The organism is Pseudomonas sp. SG20056 (assembly GCF_031764535.1).
Taxonomy (GTDB): Bacteria; Pseudomonadota; Gammaproteobacteria; order Pseudomonadales; family Pseudomonadaceae; genus Aquipseudomonas.
The window spans coordinates 2,655,655-2,673,961 of sequence record NZ_CP134499.1; the positions used below are offsets into that span (position 1 = coordinate 2,655,655).

Below are 18,307 nucleotides of genomic sequence, written 5' to 3' on the forward strand. Positions count from 1 at the left end.
GCAGTAGCGCCGACGCGCAGCAGATCGTGAATAGGTTCTTACCAAACCTGTTCCACCTGCGCTTCACCCTGCAGCACGCGGCTGTCGAGAAAGTGGCAGAAGTCCGCCAGACGCGGGTGATCGAAAACATCGGAGACCTTCACCGCCGTACCGAACTCACTGGCCAGGCGATTGACGATCTGGATGGTCTGCAGCGACTGCCCGCCCAGCTCGAAAAAGTTGTCAGCGGCCTGAATCGCGCTGACGCCGAGAATCTGCTGCCAGATGCTGCGCACCCGTTGCTGGGTCTCATCGTCCAGCGCCTGCTCGCGCGAGCCTTGCAGGTACTCCGTTTGCAGGCGTTTGCGGTCGAGCTTGTTAGTGGCGGTGCGCGGCAACACCGGGTAGTGCCGGTAATCGGTCGGCACCATGGCCGCCGGCAGCAGCTTGGCGAGCTCCTGGCGGATACCACGTACGTCATCGCGCGGACCACTGATAAAGGCCACCAACCGGCGCAACCCGCCGCCTAGTTCCAGACCCTGCACGCAGGCCTCATCGACCCCGCTCAAAGCCAGCAGACGCGACTCGACTTCGCCGGGCTGGATGCGATAGCCGCTGATCTTGAATTCATTGTCCAGGCGGCCGAGGTAAACCAGGCGGCCTTCCTCTATCCGCACCCGATCACCAGTGCGGTAGACCGGCGTCTGCTGCGCGCCGATCAGCAAGCTGGCAAAGGCCTGCGAATCGCTGCCCAGGTAGCCGTTGGCTAACTGCGCACCGCACAGCACGAGCTCGCCCTCCTCGGCCGGACGTTCGCCACGGCCGAGCACCAGCGCCGTGACGCCAGCCAGCGGCTGACCAATCGGCAAGCTGTCGCCATCCGCTGTCAGCTGCTGCAGATCGCAAGTAGTCGCTACCACCGTAGTTTCGGTCGGGCCATAGGTGTTGATCAGGCGAATCGCTGGCGGGGCCATACGCTGCCAGGCCGTCAGTTGTTCGCGGTACACCGCCTCGCCGCCGATGATCACACTCTTCAACCCACCCGGCACCTGCACCAGGCCGGCGCGCAGGGCCACCACCCACTCGTTCCAGAAGGCGGTCGGCAGGTCTAGCACGCTGATTGCCAGTTGCTCGAGACCCTCGACAAAGGCGCTGATCGACTCCAGCAGCGCATCGGTGCGCAGCACCAGCGTCGCGCCGGCGCTGAGACTGACAAATACCTCCTCGATGCTGGCGTCGAAGTTGAACGGGGCGAACTGCAGCATGCGATCGGTGGCATCCACGCCATAACGCAGACGCGCCGCCTGGATAAAGTGGTCCAGCGCGCGGTGGCTGATCTCCACACCCTTGGGCGTACCGGTAGAGCCGGAGGTGAACATCAGGTAGGCCGCCGCCTCGCCCTGACGTGGCGCGCAGAGGCGCTTGGTGCTGTGCAGCACGCCAGCCAGTTCGATCGGACCACTGTAGCTATCGGCCAGGCGATGGCGGAACGCCGCCTCGGTGACCACCAGGGCCAGCTGCGCGGTGGTGCAGATCAGGCGCTGACGTTCAGCGGGCTGCTCCGGGTCGAGCGGCACATACACCGCCCCCGCCAGCAACACGCCGAGTTGCACGACAATCGCCTCGGGGCTGCGGCTGAGCATCACCCCGACCCGCTCACCCGGCTGTACGCCACGCTCGCTCAAGGCGGCGGCGATGGTTTCGGCCTGCGCCTGCAATTCGCCGTAGGTAAGCCTGCGCTCGCCCTGGCACAGCGCCAGGTGCTGCGGCTGCCGTTCGGCCTGGGCGCGAATGGCCAGCAGCACGCAGCCGACCTCGGCCATGGCGGTCTGCTCGGCGGCCGGTGCGCTAAGCAGATGCTGCGCGCGGTACTGCGCGCTCCAGGCGCTCAGCAACTGATCACGCGGCTGTTGCGGGGCCTGCAACCAGGCGGCCAGCAGACTGAACAACTCCTCCTGCAGCGCGCGCACCTGCGCCTGGCTGTAGCACGCCGGGTTGGCGTCGTAATCCAGCAGCGGCACACCGTTAGCACCCAGATGCACTTCCAGGGTCAGGTCTTCCACCGGGCCGGCACTCAGGCTCAAGGTGCGCGCCGGACAGTCACCGAAGGTCTGCGGCCGGTCGAACGGCATGATATTGATCAGCGGGCCGAACAGGCGTTGCTCGCCACCGACCCGAGCGAGGTCGCGGCGCAGTGACTCGTAACGGTAATGCTGATGCTTGCGACTGCTGCGGCGCAGCTTGCCGATGCTCTGTGCGGCTTCGAGCAGATTGGCCTGATCGCTCAGGTTGAGACACAGCGGGGCGATGTTCATCTGCATGCAGGGCACATTGAAGGAGGCCGAACCCATACGGTTCATCACCATCAGACCGAGCACCTGGGCGGCGCTGCCGCTGACCTGGCGCAACTGCGCCGACAGTGCGGCCAAAAGCAGGTCTGGCCAGCCAATTTTATTGGCCTCGGCCAGTTGATTCAGCGCCTGCCACAGCGACGGCGGAAACGCTGCCGAATGACGGAGGAAGGTCGCCGAAATCGGCGCAACGCGCTCACTAAAGCTGACGGCCTCAGGCAGCGCACCCAGCTGTTCACACCAGTAGTCGCGGGCTGCGGCCGTACGGCCCTGGCTTTCGCGCTCGGCATCCTCACTCAGTACTGCGGCGTAGTCACCAAACTCGCAAGGTGCGGCCGGTTCACCGCGCGTTGCCGCGCCATACAGCTCGGCAACGCGCTGATAGAGCAGGTTGCTGCCATAACCATCGAGGGCTATGTGGTGAATGCAGCCGTAGAGGAAATCCACCTCTGTGCCATGCAGCAGAGTGAAGCGGCATGGCAGCTCGCGTTCCAGATCGAACGGCTGGCGAATCTCGGCCATGCCCCACTGCTGCACCCAGGCCTGGGCATCGATCCCGGCCGGTATTTGCACCTGCGCCACGCTGAGCGGCAGTTCGGCAGGGTTGAACCACACCTGCTCGCCCTCGACCACAAAATGCCCGCAGAGCGCTTCGCATTCGCTGACCGCCTGGCGCAGCGCGGCCATCAGCTGCGCGGCTTGGATCTTGCCGGCGAAGACGATGCATTCGGCAGTGTTGAACATCGCGCGATCTTCATTCAGCACATAGCCGTGCCACAGGCCCTGCTGGGCGACTCCCAAGCGCCTCATGCGGCACCGCCATGCTGTTCGATCAGGCTCCACCAGCCGTTCAGCGTCGGCGTCTTGGCCAGATCGGTGAAACTCAGTTCCAGCCCCTGCGCACGCCACTCACTGAGCAGCGCCATCACCTGAATCGAGTCGAGGCCGTAGTCGAGCAGGTTCTCGTCGGGGTCGAAGGGTTCGTCCAGTTCATCCAACAGGCTCAGCAGGCGTGCCTGCAAGGCGGCGCGGGTCAATGCCGGTGCGGCGGTGCGGCCCAGGCTCAGCACATCGGCGCAACGAATCACCTGGCCGCAGCGGGTCGCCACATAATTCAACGCCATCTGGTGGTCGGCCTGGTTAAAGTCGGCCACGCCATCGGCCAGCAGGAACGGCTGGATGTCGCGCATAAAGGCGTCGCAGGCGGTCATCAGACAGCCGATATGGGCGTAGATGCCGCCGATGATCAGCTGGTCGCGCCCCAGTTCCTTGAGCATGTGCTCCAGCGGCGAACGCTGAAAGGCGCTGTAGCGCCACTTCACCAGTACCGTGTCGTCAGGCTCCGGGGCCAGCCCGGCGATGATCGCCTGACGCTCGGGGTGCTGGGTAATGCCCGGCCCCCACATATCGTTGAGCAGGGCCCGTTCGGCGTCGCTTTGCGCGCCGGGCTGGGCGGTGTAAACCACCGGAATACCCAGCAGCTTGCATTGCGCACGCACCGCTGCCAGCCGCTCGACCAAGGCCTGAACGAAGGTGCTGTCGGCCTCCCAGAAGTCGGCGAAATACGCCTGCATATCGTGAATCAACAATACCGCGCGGGCCGGATCAAGCGTCCACTTGACCTTGTTAGGCGTCCATTCGCTGGGGATGCTGTAGGGCTGCAGAGCCGGGATAGCCATGAGAGGATTTCCTTATTCAGTAGGAGCTAATTCAGTGGGAGCAAGATGCGCCGCAATACGCTGACGCAGACGGGTCTTGTCGACCTTGCCGACGGCGGTCATGGGCAGCCTGTCGAGGTGTTCGAAACGGTCGGGCAACTTGTAGTCGGCCAAGCCCAGGCCACGCAGAAACTTGCGCAAGGCGATGCTCTTGAGCGCCGGGTCACGGCTGACCACGAAGGCGCAGCTTTTCTCGCCCAGCGCCGTGTCGGGCATCGCCACCAGCGCCGCATGGGTGATTGCCGGGTGCGCCATCAGCAGGTTTTCCACTTCCTCGGCGGCGATCTTCTCGCCACCGCGATTGATCTGGTCCTTGATCCGCCCGACCACCTCCAGGTAGCCATCGGCGCGCAGCCGCACTAGATCGCCGGAGCGGTAGAAACCCTCGGCATCGAAGGCCTGGGCGTTGTGTTCGGGGCTCTGAAAATAACCGCGAATGGTGTACGGTCCACGGGTCAGCAGCGCACCGATCTCACCGACCGCCACCGGGTTGCCGGCGCGGTCGAGCACGCGCACTTCATCGGCAGGGCTCATCGGACAACCCTGAGTGCCATAGACGTGCGCCTCGTCATCATCGAGACGGGTGTAATTGACCAGGCCCTCGGCCATGCCGAACACCTGCTGCAGGCGACAACCCAGTTCGCTGCCGATTCGCTGTGCCTGCGCCTCAGGCAAGCGCGCGCCGCCGACCTGCAACAGTTGCAGGCTGGCCAATTCGGCCCGTTGCTCGGCGGCAGCCTGTAGCCACAGCGACAGTGCCGGCGGCACCAGGGCGCTGACATTTACCTGATGACGAGCGATCAGCGGGAAGCAGGTCGCCGGCCCCGGATCGACCGCCAGCACCACGCAGCCGCCGGCATGCAATACCCCCAGCGCGCCAGGCGAACTCAAGGCAAAGTTGTGCGCCGCTGGTAGCGCGCAGAGATAGCGGGTGTGGCGGTCGAACGCGCAGATTTCCACGCTGCGGCGCACGCTGTAGGCGTAGTCGTCATGGGTACGCGGAATCAGCTTCGGCGTGCCGGTGCTGCCACCAGAAAGCTGGAAGAACGCCACCTGATCGGCTGGCGTCGGCGCATAGGCGCGCAGCACTGCAGCCGGCTGCAACCAGGCGCTCAGCGACCGCACAGGGTCGGCATCGCCATCGAGCAGCAGGGTATCGAGTTCAGGAATTGCGGCCTGTAATTCATCGAAAAAACGGTCATCGGCAAACAGCGGATGCTGGCGACTGCCGATAAACAGCCGCGGGCGCACCTGTCCGGCGTAGGCCAGTAGTTCCAGGCGGCTATGGCTGAACAGCGCGTTGACCGGCGCAACACCCACCTTGAGCAGGGCGAAGAAGACGATATAGAACTCAGCCTGATTACCCAGCTGGACCAACGCCCGATCACCCGGAGCAAAGCCCTGATTGGCCAGGCGCTGAGCCAGATGAGCGGCCTGCGCATCCACGTCGGCATAGCTCAGCTGGCGTTCGCCACAGATCAGTGCAATCGCCTCGGGTTGCGCCTGCACCTGGGCCTCGAGCAGTTGCGTCAGCGGCTCACCGCGCCAGTAACCGGCCTGGCGATAGCGCGCGGCAAATTCCGCCGGCCAGGGCGTGAACGGCACCAAACTCATAGCGCCTCCCGTTCCAGACCGAAGGCCGAGAGCATGGTGCCGAGCTTGTTGCCGGTCTCCAGCCACTCCGACTCCGGACAGGACGCGGTAACCAAACCCGCGCCGGCAAACAGGCTGACCCGCGTGTGTTCAACGATGCCGCAGCGGATCACCACCGCCCATTCGCCGTTGCCATCGGCATCACTCCAGCCGACGATGCCGCCAAATACACCGCGGTCGAACGGCTCCAGTTCGGCGATCAGACGTTTGGCCGCCGCAGTCGGAAAGCCGCACAGCGCTGGTGTTGGATGCAGGCGGCAGGCCAGGCTCAGCGCCGATGCAGGCGTATCCAGCTCGCCAGCGATTTGCGTCGACAGGTGCCAGAGCCGCGCGGTTTTCAACAAAGAAGGCGCATCGGCCACGTTCAGGCTGCGGCACAGCGGGCGCAGCTGGCGATCCAGCTCCTGGATCACCAGGCGATGCTCATGCAGGTCCTTGGTCGATTGCAGCAGCGCCTGCGCCACCAACGCATCAGCAGCAGGGTCAGCCAGACGCTTGGCCGAGCCGGCCAGTGGATTGGAGGTGAAGTGTCGACCGTGTTGACGCAACAACAGCTCGGGGCTCGCGCCGATCAGCACACCGCCATCCGGCAAATCCATGGAAAAGTGATAGGCCTCGGGGTTCTGCTGGCGCAGCCCCTGGAACACCGTAGCGGCGCACGGCGCATTGTCGAACTCCAGCTGCAACAGCCGCGACAGCACCACCTTGCTCACCTGGCCGCCACGCAACACTTCGACGGCACGACCGACGGCTTGTTTGAAACCAGCCTGATCCGGCTGCTCGGTGCATTGGCGTGCCTTGCCGCAGGGTAAACCGCAAACCCTGGTTGGCGGTGCGACTGGCAACAGGCGCGAAACATGGCGTGGGACAAACAGACTGGACGGCTGCTGCTTGTCGAAGGGAATCACCCCAACCACCATTGGCTGGCTCAAGCCAGCCGCCTTGGCCTCGGCAAAGGCCGCCTCTACCGCCCGTTCAACGCCGTGACCATCCTCACCTGCCGGTGTCTCGATGGCCTGAAAACAGCCGCTGGCCTCAACCCCGCCTTCAGGGGAATAGAACCTATAAGTGGGTGCATAGATATCGCTCCAAGGGGAGCCCCCACGAGCGACACGCGTCAATGCATTCACTCCAACCTCCATATTTAACGCTAATACGAACAATTAGCATTTACATAAAGATGGCAAAACTAACCACTCGCAGAAGTTGCGTCAATTTATTTCTAAGGCTCTAGCCCGTGGGTTACTGAGACGAAGTGGTGGGATTTGCAGCCATCCGCCGCGAACCTGCAGCCCGCTTGCAGCTTTGGCCGACAAGTGCAGCGATCCCGTCTGGGTGAATGACAAAAGTGATTTAGCCAAACTGCCAACGACATCGCAGCGCTGACAACGGGCGGGAACTCCTACTTGCCCCGCCCCGCCAGGATGCGCGTTGCGCCCTGGGTTTTCTGGCAGTACCAGAACACCCGGCTGACGCCACGGGTGATCGCCACGTAGGCCAGGCGCAGGCTTTCATCCTGCATGGCTTGGTCGTAGCTGTTGCTGAAAAATCCCGAGTAGGCATACAGCGCATTGCGCAGCGGGTGCGGCTCAGGCGGCATGCAGTCATCGAGGATGATTGCCACTTCGGCTTGCAAGCCCTTGGCGCGGTGGATGGTGTAGGCCTTGACCGGCAGTTTCTTGTCCAGCTGCGCGGTAATGGCCTGCAGCGGTTCGTTGCGCCGGCTGAGCAGCAGCACGGCATTACGTTCGCGGCTGTTGCGCGCGGCGGCGTAAGCGCACTGCGCGTTGATCTGTTTGAGCAGCTCCGGCAGGCGTGCCTTGCTATCGAAGCGCTGGATCAGGCGCACACCATGATCACCTGGCTGGGTAGCTTTGATCGCCTGACTGGCCTTCTCCTGTTTGTGCTGCACGTCGCCGAGCAGCGCTTCAGCGTCACGGATAATCGGCTCAATCGAACGGTAGTTGTTGGCCAGGGTCAGCACGGCGCTGCGTTTGGCTTTGCCTTTACCGGGAAAGTGCCGGTCGAAGTCGATAAACAGCTCCGGCGAGCTGCCGCGCCAACCGTAGATCGACTGCCAGTCATCGCCAATGGCCATCAGGCTGACGGCTATGCCCGACCCGGCCAGGGAACGCTGCACGGCTTGCAGCCATTGGACTATTTGCGGCGAGATGTCCTGAAATTCGTCGATCAGCAGATGGCTGAACGGTGTCAGCAGTGACGCTGCCACGCTCTGCCCGTCTGCATTCAGCCTTGCCGTCAGCTGGGCGAAGGCGGCGTTAAAGGTCAACAGCCCCTGCTCCTGCAAAGCGCGCTGGAAATAGGGCCAGAACAGCAGCAATGCCTCAAGAAACTCACGCACTGGTATTACAGTGTCGAGGCGTTGCGGCTGCATCGTCGACAACTCAACGCCGATGCTTTCGGCAAACCCGGCCTGGGCGTAGAACACTTCATAGAGCGGCGCAGCACTGAGCTCGCCCGACAGCTTGTAGGCATCCAACGGCGCCTTCGGCAGACGCTTACTCTCAGCCGGCGGTAAGGGTAATTGCAGCAGGCTATGCACCCGCTGACGAAACACCAGCTGCTCGGCATAGCACTGCTGATAGGCCTGCTTGAGCAGGCGCTGCTGCGCCGGTCGCATGCGGCCGGCGCTTAGCGGGTTATCCAGTTCACGACTCGCCGCCTGCGGGTCATCCAGCTGCTCGAACCAGCGCGGGCTATCCAGCACGCTCTTGGCCACACTGCCCATGGCCGAATGAAAGGTGCGCACGCACTGGCGCGCCTGCACGGCATCGAAGGGATAGTTGAAGAAGCCCAACACCTTGAGTAGCTGTTCGCGCAGCTCGGCGCAGGACGCATTGGTAAAGGAAATCACCGTCAGCTGCTCGGGCTTGATGCCCAGGTGGCAGAACATAAACACCACCCGCAGCACCAGCGTGGTGGACTTGCCCGAGCCGGCACCGGCGAAGATGCGCGTCAGCGGATGATGACTGAGGATCATCGCCCACTGCTCATCCGATGGCGCACTGAGCAGCCCGGCCGTCACCGCCCGCGCCACCTGCTCGCGCATAGACTGGGCTTGCGCGGCTTCGACCGTCAGCATGGCAGGGCCGTAAATGCCTTGAGTGCTTGGTTTACTGGCAGTGCGGCGCGGTTTAGCCGGCGGTTTCGTGCTAGCCGATTGGCCCTTGGCAGGCGCTTTTTTGGCCCGTTGTGCAGGCTTTTTTGACTGCACCGCCGCTTCACGCTCGGCACGCAGATAAGCTGTGGTATGGGGAAAGTAGCGCGCCAGTGCAGCGGACAACAGCCGCTTATAGCGCTGAACAGCAGATGGCATTCGCGACCCAGCCAGAAGATAGATCGTTGAATGATAAGTGCTTTTTACGTCGAGCTGGCGACTGAGCGGTGAGAAAGCGCAGCGCCTCTCACCGCTCAGTTCAACCGGCGGCTATCAACCGAGCATGCCGATATAGCGCGGGTGGCTGGCAACCCGCGCCAGCCAGGTGCGGATGGCCGGATACGGCGTCAAGTCGAAGCCGCCCTCATCTGCCACATGGGTGTAGGCATACAGCGCGATATCGGCAATCGAGAAATTCTCGCCAACCAGATACGGCGTGCGCTGCAGCTGCTTTTCCATCACCTTGAGTGCCTTGTGACCGCGCACATGGCACTCCTCGTACTCGCTACGGCGCGCTTCAGGCAGGCCCTGATAGAGCTGAATAAAGCGCGCCACCGCGACATAAGGCTCGTGGCTGTATTGCTCGAAGAACTGCCATTGCAGCACCTGGGTGCGCAGGCGCGGTTCGCTGGGCAGAAACGCGCTGCCGTCGGCGAGGAAGTTGAGGATGGCATTGGATTCCCACAGGCAGGTGCCGTCTTCCAGCTCCAGCACCGGGATCTTGCCGTTGGGATTCTTGGCCAGAAAGGCATCGCTCTGGGTCTCGCCCTTGAGGATATCGATCGGGATCCACTCATAGGGCTGATCCAGCAAGTGCAGCATCAGCTTGACCTTGTAGCAGTTGCCCGAGCGGTAATCGCCATAAACCTTGTACATATCGCCCTCCTCCAACCTGCTTGACCGCGTGGATTAGCTTGCTTGCGCCTGACGAATCACCTCGGCCAGACGCTTGAGGCCTTCGCTCAGGCGCTCCGGCGCGACGTGGCTGAAGTTAAGCCGTAAATGGCCGGGATTGGCGTCCGGGTCGATAAAGAACGGTTCGCCCGGCATAAACGCCACGTTCTGCGCCAGCGCCGGCGCCAGCAGCGTGCGAGTGTCCAGCGGCTGCTTGAGGGTCAGCCAGAAGAACAGCCCGCCCTGAGGCACCTGCCAGTCGGCCAGGTCGCTGAAGTGTTCTTCCAGCACCGCTTGCATGGCATCGCGGCGGATGCGGTAGAAGTCGCGCAGCTCGGCCAGGTGGCCACGGTATTTCTCGCTGCCCAGCCACTGCAGCGCCTGCCACTGACCGATGCGGTTGGTGTGCAGGTCCGCCGACTGCTTGAGGCGCAACAGATAGGGGAACAGATCCGGGGTCGCGATCAGGTAGCCGACGCGCAGGCCCGGCAGCAGGGTTTTCGATACCGTGCCGGTGTAAATCCAGCTGGCCTTTTGCAGACGGCTAACAATCGGCGTGGCGCTGCCATCATCGAATACCAGCTCGCGGTAAGGCTCATCTTCGATCAGGGTCACGCCGAACTCATCCAGCAGCGCCGCCACCGCGTCACGCTTGGCTTCGCTGTAACGCACCGCCGAAGGGTTCTGGAAGGTCGGGATCAGATAGGCAAAGGCCGGTTTGTGGTTCTGCAGACGCTGACGCAGGGCGTCGATCTGCGGCCCGTCGGCTTCCTGCGGCACGGCGATGCAATCAGCGCCGAACAGCTGGAAGGCCTGTAGCGCGGCCAGGTAGGTCGGCGCTTCGAGCAGCACTTCGGTACCCGGATCGATAAACAGTTTGCTGGCCAGGTCCAACGTCTGCTGCGAACCGCTGACGATCAGCACCTGGCTGGCGTCGCAGGGTACACCCAGAGCGCGAGCCTCGGCGGCAATCGCCTCACGCAGCGCCGGCTCGCCTTCGCTCATGCCGTACTGACCCATGCTCGCCGGCATATCGGCCCATTCGACCTTCGGCAACATCGGTTCGGCCGGCAACCCGCCAGCAAAGGACATGACTTCCGGACGCTGCGCCGCGGCAAGAATTTCACGGATCAGGGAGCTTTTTAGGCGGGCAACACGTTCGGAGAAGGCCATGGATACACCGGTAGCGAAGGCAAATAAAAATAGGTCAAACTGTTTGACCGAAATTCTGTTTGCCTGAAACTACGACGATCAACCCGAATACGTCAATAGGCTTGACCTTAATGCTTGACCTCAAGAACACAACCACTCAGCAGACGGCCATGGAAGCTTTCTTCTTCGGCTACCAGGCGTTTACCGCAAAGGCCGATGAAATGTTGGCTCGCCGTGGTCTGTCGCGGGTGCATCACCGCATTCTGTTCTTTATCGCCAAGTACCCGGGGCTGAGCATGAAAGAGCTGCTCGGCTACCTGGGCGTCAGCAAGCAAGCGCTGAATACCCCGCTGCGTCAGCTGCTGGAAATGAACCTGGTGCAGAGCCTTGCCGCTGAAGACGACAAGCGTAAACGCCTACTCGGCTTTACGGCCGAAGGCGCCAAACTGGAACAGGCCCTGCGCCGCGAACAAGCCAAACTGCTGCAACGGGCGTTCAGTGAAGCCGGGGAAACCGCCGTCAGCGGTTGGTTGCAGGTCAACCAGACCCTGCATAACAGCGCCAGTGAAATCTGAGAGAACACTCCCGGTATAAAACTGTACTGACGCCTCAAGCGAGCCGCCTGAAACTGTACCGCCCATTGCCTGCTTCGCTGTACCGCGACGCTCTGGGCATCTGCCCCTAGGCTGATCAGCACTGCCCACCCAATAAGTGCTATGAGCCTGCGCCATGACCACCGAACTGCTGCTCGCCTTTATCGCCTTCGCCTTTGTCACCTCGGTAACGCCGGGGCCGAACAATATGATGCTGCTGGCCAGCGGGGTGAATTTCGGCCTGCGCCGCAGCCTGCCGCACATGTTCGGCATCAGCCTGGGGTTTATGCTGCTGGTGGCCTCGGTCGGTCTCGGCTTGGGCCAGCTGTTCGAACAAGTGCCACTGCTGTATGACGTATTGCGCTATTTGGGCGCCGCCTACTTGCTGTACCTGGCCTGGAAGATTGCCGGCTCTGGTGCGCCGCAGGATGGCGGAAAGCCGGTGGGCAAGCCGTTTACCTTTCTGCAGGCAGCGGCCTTTCAGTGGGTCAACCCGAAAGCTTGGATCATGGCCATCGGCGCTATCACCACCTACACCCCGCAGGAAAATTTCGTAGTCAATGTGCTGCTGATCGCGGCGCTGTTCGCCCTGGTCAACTGCCCTAGCGTCGGCCTGTGGACGGTGGCCGGTAGCCTGCTGCGCAACTGGCTGAGCAACGCCCGAGCGCTGCGCGTGTTCAATATCGGCATGGCTCTGCTGCTGGTAGCCTCGCTGTACCCCATCTTCGCCGACACCGGACTGCTCTGATGCACGACCTGCCGCAAACTCGCCTACGGCCGCTGGCCGACACCTCGACCTCGGCGGTAGTCGCCGGGTTTATCGCCATGCTCACCGGCTACACCAGCTCGCTGGTTCTGATGTTTCAGGCTGGCCAGGCCGCAGGGCTGACTAACGGGCAGATTTCTTCGTGGATCTGGGCGCTGTCGATTGGCATGGCGATTTGCTGCATCGGCCTGTCGCTGCGTTATCGCGCGCCGATCATGATCGCCTGGTCCACTCCTGGCGCGGCCCTGCTGATCACCAGTTTGCCCGGCGTGCCCTATAGCGAGGCAATTGGTGCCTACATCTTCGCTTCAGGGCTGATTGTGCTGATCGGTTTGACCGGCACCTTCGACCGCCTAATGCGGCGCATTCCCGGTTCAATTGCGGCGGCGCTGCTGGCCGGCGTGCTGTTCAAGATCGGTCTGGAAATCTGCGTAGCCGCCGAGCAGCAGCCGCTGCTGGTGGTGGCCATGTTGGTCGCTTACCTGCTGGGTAAACGCCTGCTGCCACGGTATGCCGTGCTAGCGGCACTGATCGTCGGCAGCGTGCTGGCTGCGGTCTTCGGCCTGCTCAATTTCGAGCACTTCGAGCTGCAACTGGCGGTACCAGAATGGACCACGCCAAGCTTCTCCCTGGCGGCAGTCATCAGTATCGGCATCCCACTGTTTATCGTTGCCATGGCCTCGCAGAACCTGCCGGGCATGGCCGTGCTGCGCGCCAACGGTTATGACGTACCGGCCAGCCCACTGCTAAGCACCACCGGCCTGACGTCGATACTGCTGGCGCCGTTCGGCAGCCATGGCATTCATATGGCCGCCATCAGCGCAGCGATCTGCGCCGGCCCGGAAGCCCACGAAGACCCGAAAAAGCGCTACACCGCCGCCATCTGGTGCGGGGTCTTCTACGGCATTGCCGGAGTGTTCGGCGCCACCCTGGCCGCGCTTTTTGCCGCGCTACCGAAAGCCCTGATCCTTTCCATCGCGGCACTGGCGCTGTTCGCTTCGATCATCGGCGGCCTGACCCAGGCCATGAGCGAACCGAAAGAGCGTGAAGCGGCGCTGATCACCTTTCTGGTAACCGCCTCGGGCATGACCCTGTTCTCGGTCGGTTCGGCGTTTTGGGGGATTGTTGCCGGCTTGCTGACCCTGGCGATTCTTAACTGGGGCAAGCGGGACGTTTGAGTGTCACGTGGGAGGGGCTTTAGCCGCGACACCTGCGATAAAGCTCGCCGCTAAAGCGCCTCCTACAGGCCCGCAGGTCACCCACAATAAAAAACGGGCTTATGCACAACGCATAAGCCCGTTTTATTGCAGCCGTTGTAATCAGCCGCGCTGACGCTTCGGCAGCACATCCTTGAGCTTGGCGTGCATGCCGCGCAGGGTTTTCTCGGTGCTTTCCCAATCGATGCAGGCATCGGTGATGGACACGCCGTACTTGAGCTGGCTGAGGTCCTTGGGAATCGACTGGTTGCCCCAGCCCAGGTGACTTTCCACCATCAGACCGACGATCGACTGGTTGCCTTCGAGAATCTGGTTGGCCACATTGTCCATCACCAACGGTTGCAGGGCCGGGTCCTTGTTCGAGTTGGCGTGGCTGCAATCGACCATGATGTTCGGGCGTATGCCGGCTTTGGTCAGTTCCTGCTCACAAACGGCAACACTCACCGAGTCATAGTTCGGCTTGCCGTTGCCACCGCGCAGCACCACGTGACCGTAGGCATTGCCTTTGGTGGTGACGATGGACACGCCACCTTCCTGGTTGATGCCGAGGAAACGGTGCGGGCTGGAAACCGACTGTAGGGCGTTGATCGCCACAGTCAGGCCGCCATCGGTGCCGTTCTTGAAGCCCACGGACGAAGACAAACCGGAGGCCATCTCGCGGTGGGTTTGCGATTCGGTGGTACGTGCGCCGATGGCCGACCAGCTGATCAGGTCCTGCAGGTACTGTGGGGAGATCGGGTCGAGGGCTTCGGTAGCGGTCGGCAGGCCCATTTCAGCCAGGTCACGCAACAACTGGCGACCGATATGCAGGCCATCCTGAATCTTGAACGAGTCATCCATAAACGGATCGTTGATCAGGCCTTTCCAGCCGACAGTGGTACGCGGCTTCTCGAAATACACCCGCATAACCAGATACAGACTGTCCGAAACCTCGGCAGCCAGCGCCTTGAGGCGCTCGGCATACTCGTGGGCGGCCTTGATATCGTGGATCGAGCACGGCCCAACCACCACGAACAGGCGATGATCCTTGCCATCGAGAATATTGCGGATCACCTCACGACCACTGGCAACCGTGCGCAGGGCAGCTTCGGTCAGCGGAATTTCACGCTTGAGCTGTGCGGGGGTGATCAGGGTTTCGTTGGAGGCAACGTTCAGGTCATCAATCGGTAAATCAGCCATCGTGCTATTCATCAGTCAGAGTCATCAGGTCACGGGTGCCGGCCGCCAGCGAGCCCCGTGTGGCGGAGCACAGCAATATGAGCACAGCGGGGAAGCCGAACCTTAGCGCGTAAAGGCCCGGCTCGACAATGGGCTTGGCAGGTCGCCAAGAACGACTTGCGTTGGCAATAGCGCGTTAAAAACCGCCTTGCCTAGGTTTTTCAGCGGCCTACAGCCGGGCAATGACTAATTCAGACTGGCGCGGGAAAATTCGGCGGCATGCTGGCTGATCCACTCCTGCGCCACCACCTCGACCGGCAGGCTGCAGCCCAGTTCCTGCTCGCGTTGATGGCGATAATGCTCAATCTGGCAGACCTGTTCGACCATACGCGCGCGAAACAGCGTGTCCTCATCGACAAAGGCAATACCCACAAGGTACTTGTCTTCCTGCTTGCGGCACCAGGCCACCAGGCCTGGGTAACGCGCATGCTCGCCGAACAACGGAATACGCAACTCGATGGCCGTGCCACGGCGAAAAGCGCGGTTGGAGTTGCAAGCCACACCGCCGAGGCTGATATTGTTGAGCCGCTGCTTGGGCACGAACGCCTGTTTGCGCAGCACTAATTCAACCGGCATATCACTGGGATGACGCAGAAAGTGACGCATCTATGACTACCTCGGATGCCATCAATTTGATACCGCATTGGCCAGTATAGTGACTGAGCTGGAATTGACCGATTTAGATGCAGACCGCCATCTGCTCGACTTGCCCGGCACTTCACTGCTGATATTTACCAGCATAGGTTGTGCCAGTTGCCGTTGGGCGCGGCGTGAGCTGCCTAATTTGCCGCTGCCGATACAACGCCTGGCCTGGGTCGACGCTGCCAATAGTGGCGGTTTAGTGACGCGTTATGAGGTATTTCATCTACCCGCGTTATTCGTGGTTCAGGATGGCCAATTTTATGGCGCATTGCAGAGCAGCCTGCAGCCCGCCGCACTTATTCAGGCGCTGGAGACTGCCCTGTCGCGCCCCGCAGAGGAATTACCCTGATGAATGCAGCACCCCGTATCGGCATTATCGGCTCCGGCGCGATTGGCGGTTTTTATGGCCTGATGCTGGCCCGCGCTGGCTTTGATGTGCACTTTCTGCTGCGCAGCGAGTTCGCCGCAGTCGCCAGCCAGGGCTTGCAGGTCAACAGCGCCGTACACGGCAACCTGTACCTGAATAACGTGCAGGCTTATCAATCAGCAGCCGATATGCCGCCATGCGATTGGTTACTGATCGGCGCCAAGACCACCAGCAACGCCGAGCTAGCCCCGCTGATCAGCCAGGCCGCCGCGCCCGGCGCCAAGGTGGTGCTGATGCAGAACGGCCTGGCCGTAGAGGATGAGCTGCGCCCGCTGCTGCCGGACTCACTGCACCTACTGGGCGGCCTCTGTTATATCTGCGCCCATCGCAGCGCGCCGGGAGTGGTCGAGCACCAGGCCCTGGGCAACGTCAACCTGGGCTATCACTCAGGACCGGCTAGTGATGCCGAGAGCCGTCAGCAAATCCTCGAACAAGGCTGTGCGCTGTTCCAGGCTGCGGGGCTGGACTCCACCGCCATGGCTGAGCTGAACCAGGCACGCTGGCAGAAGCTGGTGTGGAACGTGCCCTACAACGGCCTGGCCGTGCTGCTGAACAGCGCCACCACGGCGCTGATGGGCAACACTGACAGCCGTGCGCTGATTGAGGCAATCATGCAGGAAGTAGTGGATGCCGCCGGCGCCTGCGGCTATCAGTTGCCTACGGGCTTTGCCGGCAAGCTGCTCGCCGCTACTGACCGCATGCCGGACTACCTGCCGAGCATGTACCACGACTTCGCCCTGCAGCGCCCGCTGGAGCTGCACGCCATCTATGCCGCGCCGCTGGCCGCTGCAGCCAAAACCGGTTGCGCCATGCCGCGCACCGAGATGCTGTATCAGACCCTGTGCTTTCTCGAACAACGCGCGCAATAGGACACAGCCATGAGCAAGGGATTAGGCGACAAACTGGTGCTGGCGATCTCCTCGCGGGCGTTGTTCGACCTGCGCGACAGCCATCAGATTTATGAAAGCCAGGGCGTCGAAGCCTATCGTCAGTACCAGATTGAACATGAGGACGAGATACTCCCGCCAGGCGATGCCTTTCCCCTGGTCGAGAAACTGCTGGCGCTGAACGCCGCCCTCAAGCAGCAACGCGTCGAAGTCATTCTGGTTTCGCGCAACAGCGCCGACACCGGCTTGCGCGCGTTCAACTCGATCCAGCACTACGGCCTGGGTATCTCGCGTGCGGCCTTTGTCGGCGGGCGCAGCCCCGACCCTTATCTGGCCGCATTTGGCTGCCACCTGTTTCTCTCCACTCACGCCGAAGATGTGCGCAGCGCGCTGCGGGCCGGTTTCGGTGCGGCGACCATCCTCTCCGGCGGCGCAAGGCGAGCGGCAAGTAACGAGCTGCGTATTGCTTTCGACGGTGACGCCGTGCTGTTTTCCGATGAGTCCGAGCGGGTCTATCAGCAGGCCGGCCTGGAAGCCTTTCAGAGCCATGAGCGGCAGTCGGCCCGCGAGCTGCTCGGCGGCGGTCCATTCAAACCCTTCCTCGCCGCCCTGCACCGCCTGCAACAGGAGTTTCCCGAAGAGCAATGCCCGATTCGCACAGCGCTGGTAACCGCACGCTCGGCGCCGGCCCATGAGCGGGTGATTCGCACCCTACGCGAGTGGAATATCCGCCTGGATGAGTCGTTCTTCCTCGGTGGCCTGGAAAAAGCCGCAATTCTGGAAACCTTCGGCGCCGACGTATTTTTCGACGACCAAACCGGCCACTGCGAAAAAGCTAACAAGGTCGTACCCACCGGCCATGTGCCACACGGCATCAGCAACGAACCGCAGCTCTAATCACCGCGCGAGGGCGCTCAACCGCCCTCGCCGCTCAACCCTTTCCCTCGTATATAACCATTCGTCCTCAAAACCCCGGCTTTCTTTGACTTGTCGATGGCGCTGCTAAGCTCAGATCAGGCCCGCCAGTCAGGCAGTCAAGGAGGCCGCATGATTCGCTCGATTCTCTATGCCACTGATCTAGGCCTATACGCCCCCTACATCCTGCAACACGCCCTGGCGCTCACCCGTTCCTTCAATGCCAGCCTGTATGTGGTGCACGCGGTGGAGCCCATGGGCCTGTTTGCCGAGTCGGTGCTGCAAACCTATTTAGATGAAGAACGCCTCAAGGACCTGCGCACCAACGGCCTGAGCACGGTGATGGCGAGCATCGAACAGCGGGTGCTGGAGGGTTTCCGCGATGAGATCGGCGAAGCCCTGCATGATCTCGACCTGATCAAGGCGGTGCGCGTGGTACAGGGCGATCCACCGCTGGTGATACTCGATGAAGCGCAGCAACTCGGCGTGGATTTACTGGTCCTAGGTAGCCACAGCCACGGCACCGATATGGACATTCCGCTTGGGCGTACCGCATCGCGCCTGGTGCAGTTGTCCGAAGTACCGGTGTACCTAGTGCCGATGCTGCAGCATCGCAGCCGCGGTGATCTTTAAATGAAGCGCAGCACTTTCTAATTTTTGGTCTAGATTTAATGCTTCAATCATCATTATGGTTATATAAAACGCCGGTAACCTGAA

Annotated in this window: 16 protein-coding genes; 7 read left to right on the forward strand and 9 right to left on the reverse strand. The window is 62.0% G+C overall.

Going from position 1 to position 18,307, the window contains the following annotated elements; translation table 11 throughout:
• Positions 1-38: 38 nt before the first annotated feature.
• From RHP75_RS12690 to RHP75_RS12720, 7 genes are all read right to left on the reverse strand, one after another.
• Complete coding sequence (locus RHP75_RS12690) at positions 39-3,140, reverse strand: amino acid adenylation domain-containing protein (RefSeq protein WP_311088494.1); 3,102 nt, start codon at positions 3,138-3,140, stop codon at positions 39-41.
• Positions 3,137-4,009 (reverse strand): isochorismatase family protein, encoded by an 873-nt coding sequence (locus tag RHP75_RS12695; RefSeq protein ID WP_311088495.1) that lies wholly within the window; start codon positions 4,007-4,009, stop codon positions 3,137-3,139. The genes RHP75_RS12690 and RHP75_RS12695 overlap by 4 nt, the downstream gene beginning before the upstream one ends.
• 12 nt (positions 4,010-4,021) lie before the next feature.
• Positions 4,022-5,662: a (2,3-dihydroxybenzoyl)adenylate synthase gene (locus RHP75_RS12700; RefSeq protein WP_311088496.1), complete on the reverse strand. Its 1,641-nt coding sequence runs from the start codon at positions 5,660-5,662 to the stop codon at positions 4,022-4,024.
• Positions 5,659-6,831 carry an isochorismate synthase gene (locus tag RHP75_RS12705; RefSeq protein ID WP_311088497.1) on the reverse strand — a complete coding sequence of 391 codons (1,173 nt, stop codon included), beginning with the start codon at positions 6,829-6,831 and terminating at the stop codon, positions 5,659-5,661. The genes RHP75_RS12700 and RHP75_RS12705 overlap by 4 nt, the downstream gene beginning before the upstream one ends.
• Before the next feature lie 272 nt (positions 6,832-7,103).
• The gene (locus RHP75_RS12710) at positions 7,104-9,038 is read right to left on the reverse strand and encodes a DEAD/DEAH box helicase (protein ID WP_311088498.1); all 1,935 of its coding nucleotides are present in this window, start codon (positions 9,036-9,038) and stop codon (positions 7,104-7,106) included.
• Between the two features lie 114 nt (positions 9,039-9,152).
• Complete coding sequence (locus RHP75_RS12715; RefSeq protein ID WP_311088499.1) at positions 9,153-9,755, reverse strand: glutathione S-transferase family protein; 603 nt, start codon at positions 9,753-9,755, stop codon at positions 9,153-9,155.
• A 33-nt stretch (positions 9,756-9,788) separates the two neighbouring features.
• Entirely contained in the window at positions 9,789-10,946 is a 1,158-nt protein-coding gene (locus RHP75_RS12720) for a PLP-dependent aminotransferase family protein (RefSeq protein WP_311088500.1), read from the reverse strand.
• Between the two features lie 110 nt (positions 10,947-11,056).
• Between RHP75_RS12720 and RHP75_RS12725 the strand changes: the two genes are divergently transcribed.
• From RHP75_RS12725 to RHP75_RS12735, 3 genes are all read left to right on the forward strand, one after another.
• Positions 11,057-11,500: a MarR family transcriptional regulator gene (locus tag RHP75_RS12725; RefSeq protein ID WP_311088501.1), complete on the forward strand. Its 444-nt coding sequence runs from the start codon at positions 11,057-11,059 to the stop codon at positions 11,498-11,500.
• Positions 11,501-11,654: 154 nt separating this feature from the next.
• A complete protein-coding gene (locus RHP75_RS12730; protein ID WP_311088502.1) occupies positions 11,655-12,266 on the forward strand; it encodes a LysE family translocator in 612 nt (203 codons plus the stop codon).
• Positions 12,266-13,462, forward strand: coding sequence for a benzoate/H(+) symporter BenE family transporter (locus tag RHP75_RS12735; RefSeq protein ID WP_311088503.1), 1,197 nt, complete (start codon positions 12,266-12,268; stop codon positions 13,460-13,462). The genes RHP75_RS12730 and RHP75_RS12735 overlap by 1 nt, the downstream gene beginning before the upstream one ends.
• A 141-nt stretch (positions 13,463-13,603) precedes the next feature.
• On the opposite strand, the gene RHP75_RS12740 is transcribed toward RHP75_RS12735, so the two are convergent.
• Together RHP75_RS12740 and RHP75_RS12745 are read right to left on the reverse strand one after the other, a co-directional pair.
• Positions 13,604-14,680 (reverse strand): 3-deoxy-7-phosphoheptulonate synthase, encoded by a 1,077-nt coding sequence (locus RHP75_RS12740; RefSeq protein ID WP_311091928.1) that lies wholly within the window; start codon positions 14,678-14,680, stop codon positions 13,604-13,606.
• 225 nt (positions 14,681-14,905) lie between these two features.
• Positions 14,906-15,325 (reverse strand): PilZ domain-containing protein, encoded by a 420-nt coding sequence (locus RHP75_RS12745; RefSeq protein WP_160084841.1) that lies wholly within the window; start codon positions 15,323-15,325, stop codon positions 14,906-14,908.
• 58 nt (positions 15,326-15,383) lie between these two features.
• Here RHP75_RS12745 and RHP75_RS12750 point away from each other — a divergent pair, with 58 nt between their 5' ends.
• The 4 genes from RHP75_RS12750 to RHP75_RS12765 all read left to right on the forward strand — a co-directional run bounded on the left by RHP75_RS12750 (position 15,384) and on the right by RHP75_RS12765 (position 18,223).
• A complete protein-coding gene (locus RHP75_RS12750; protein WP_311091930.1) occupies positions 15,384-15,710 on the forward strand; it encodes a thioredoxin in 327 nt (108 codons plus the stop codon).
• Complete coding sequence (locus RHP75_RS12755) at positions 15,710-16,657, forward strand: putative 2-dehydropantoate 2-reductase (protein WP_311088504.1); 948 nt, start codon at positions 15,710-15,712, stop codon at positions 16,655-16,657. The genes RHP75_RS12750 and RHP75_RS12755 overlap by 1 nt, the downstream gene beginning before the upstream one ends.
• A 9-nt stretch (positions 16,658-16,666) precedes the next feature.
• Complete coding sequence (locus tag RHP75_RS12760) at positions 16,667-17,572, forward strand: 5'-nucleotidase (RefSeq protein WP_311088505.1); 906 nt, start codon at positions 16,667-16,669, stop codon at positions 17,570-17,572.
• A 150-nt stretch (positions 17,573-17,722) separates the two neighbouring features.
• Positions 17,723-18,223, forward strand: a complete 501-nt coding sequence (locus RHP75_RS12765) for a universal stress protein (RefSeq protein ID WP_160084845.1) — start codon at positions 17,723-17,725, stop codon at positions 18,221-18,223.
• Positions 18,224-18,307 lie beyond the last annotated feature (84 nt).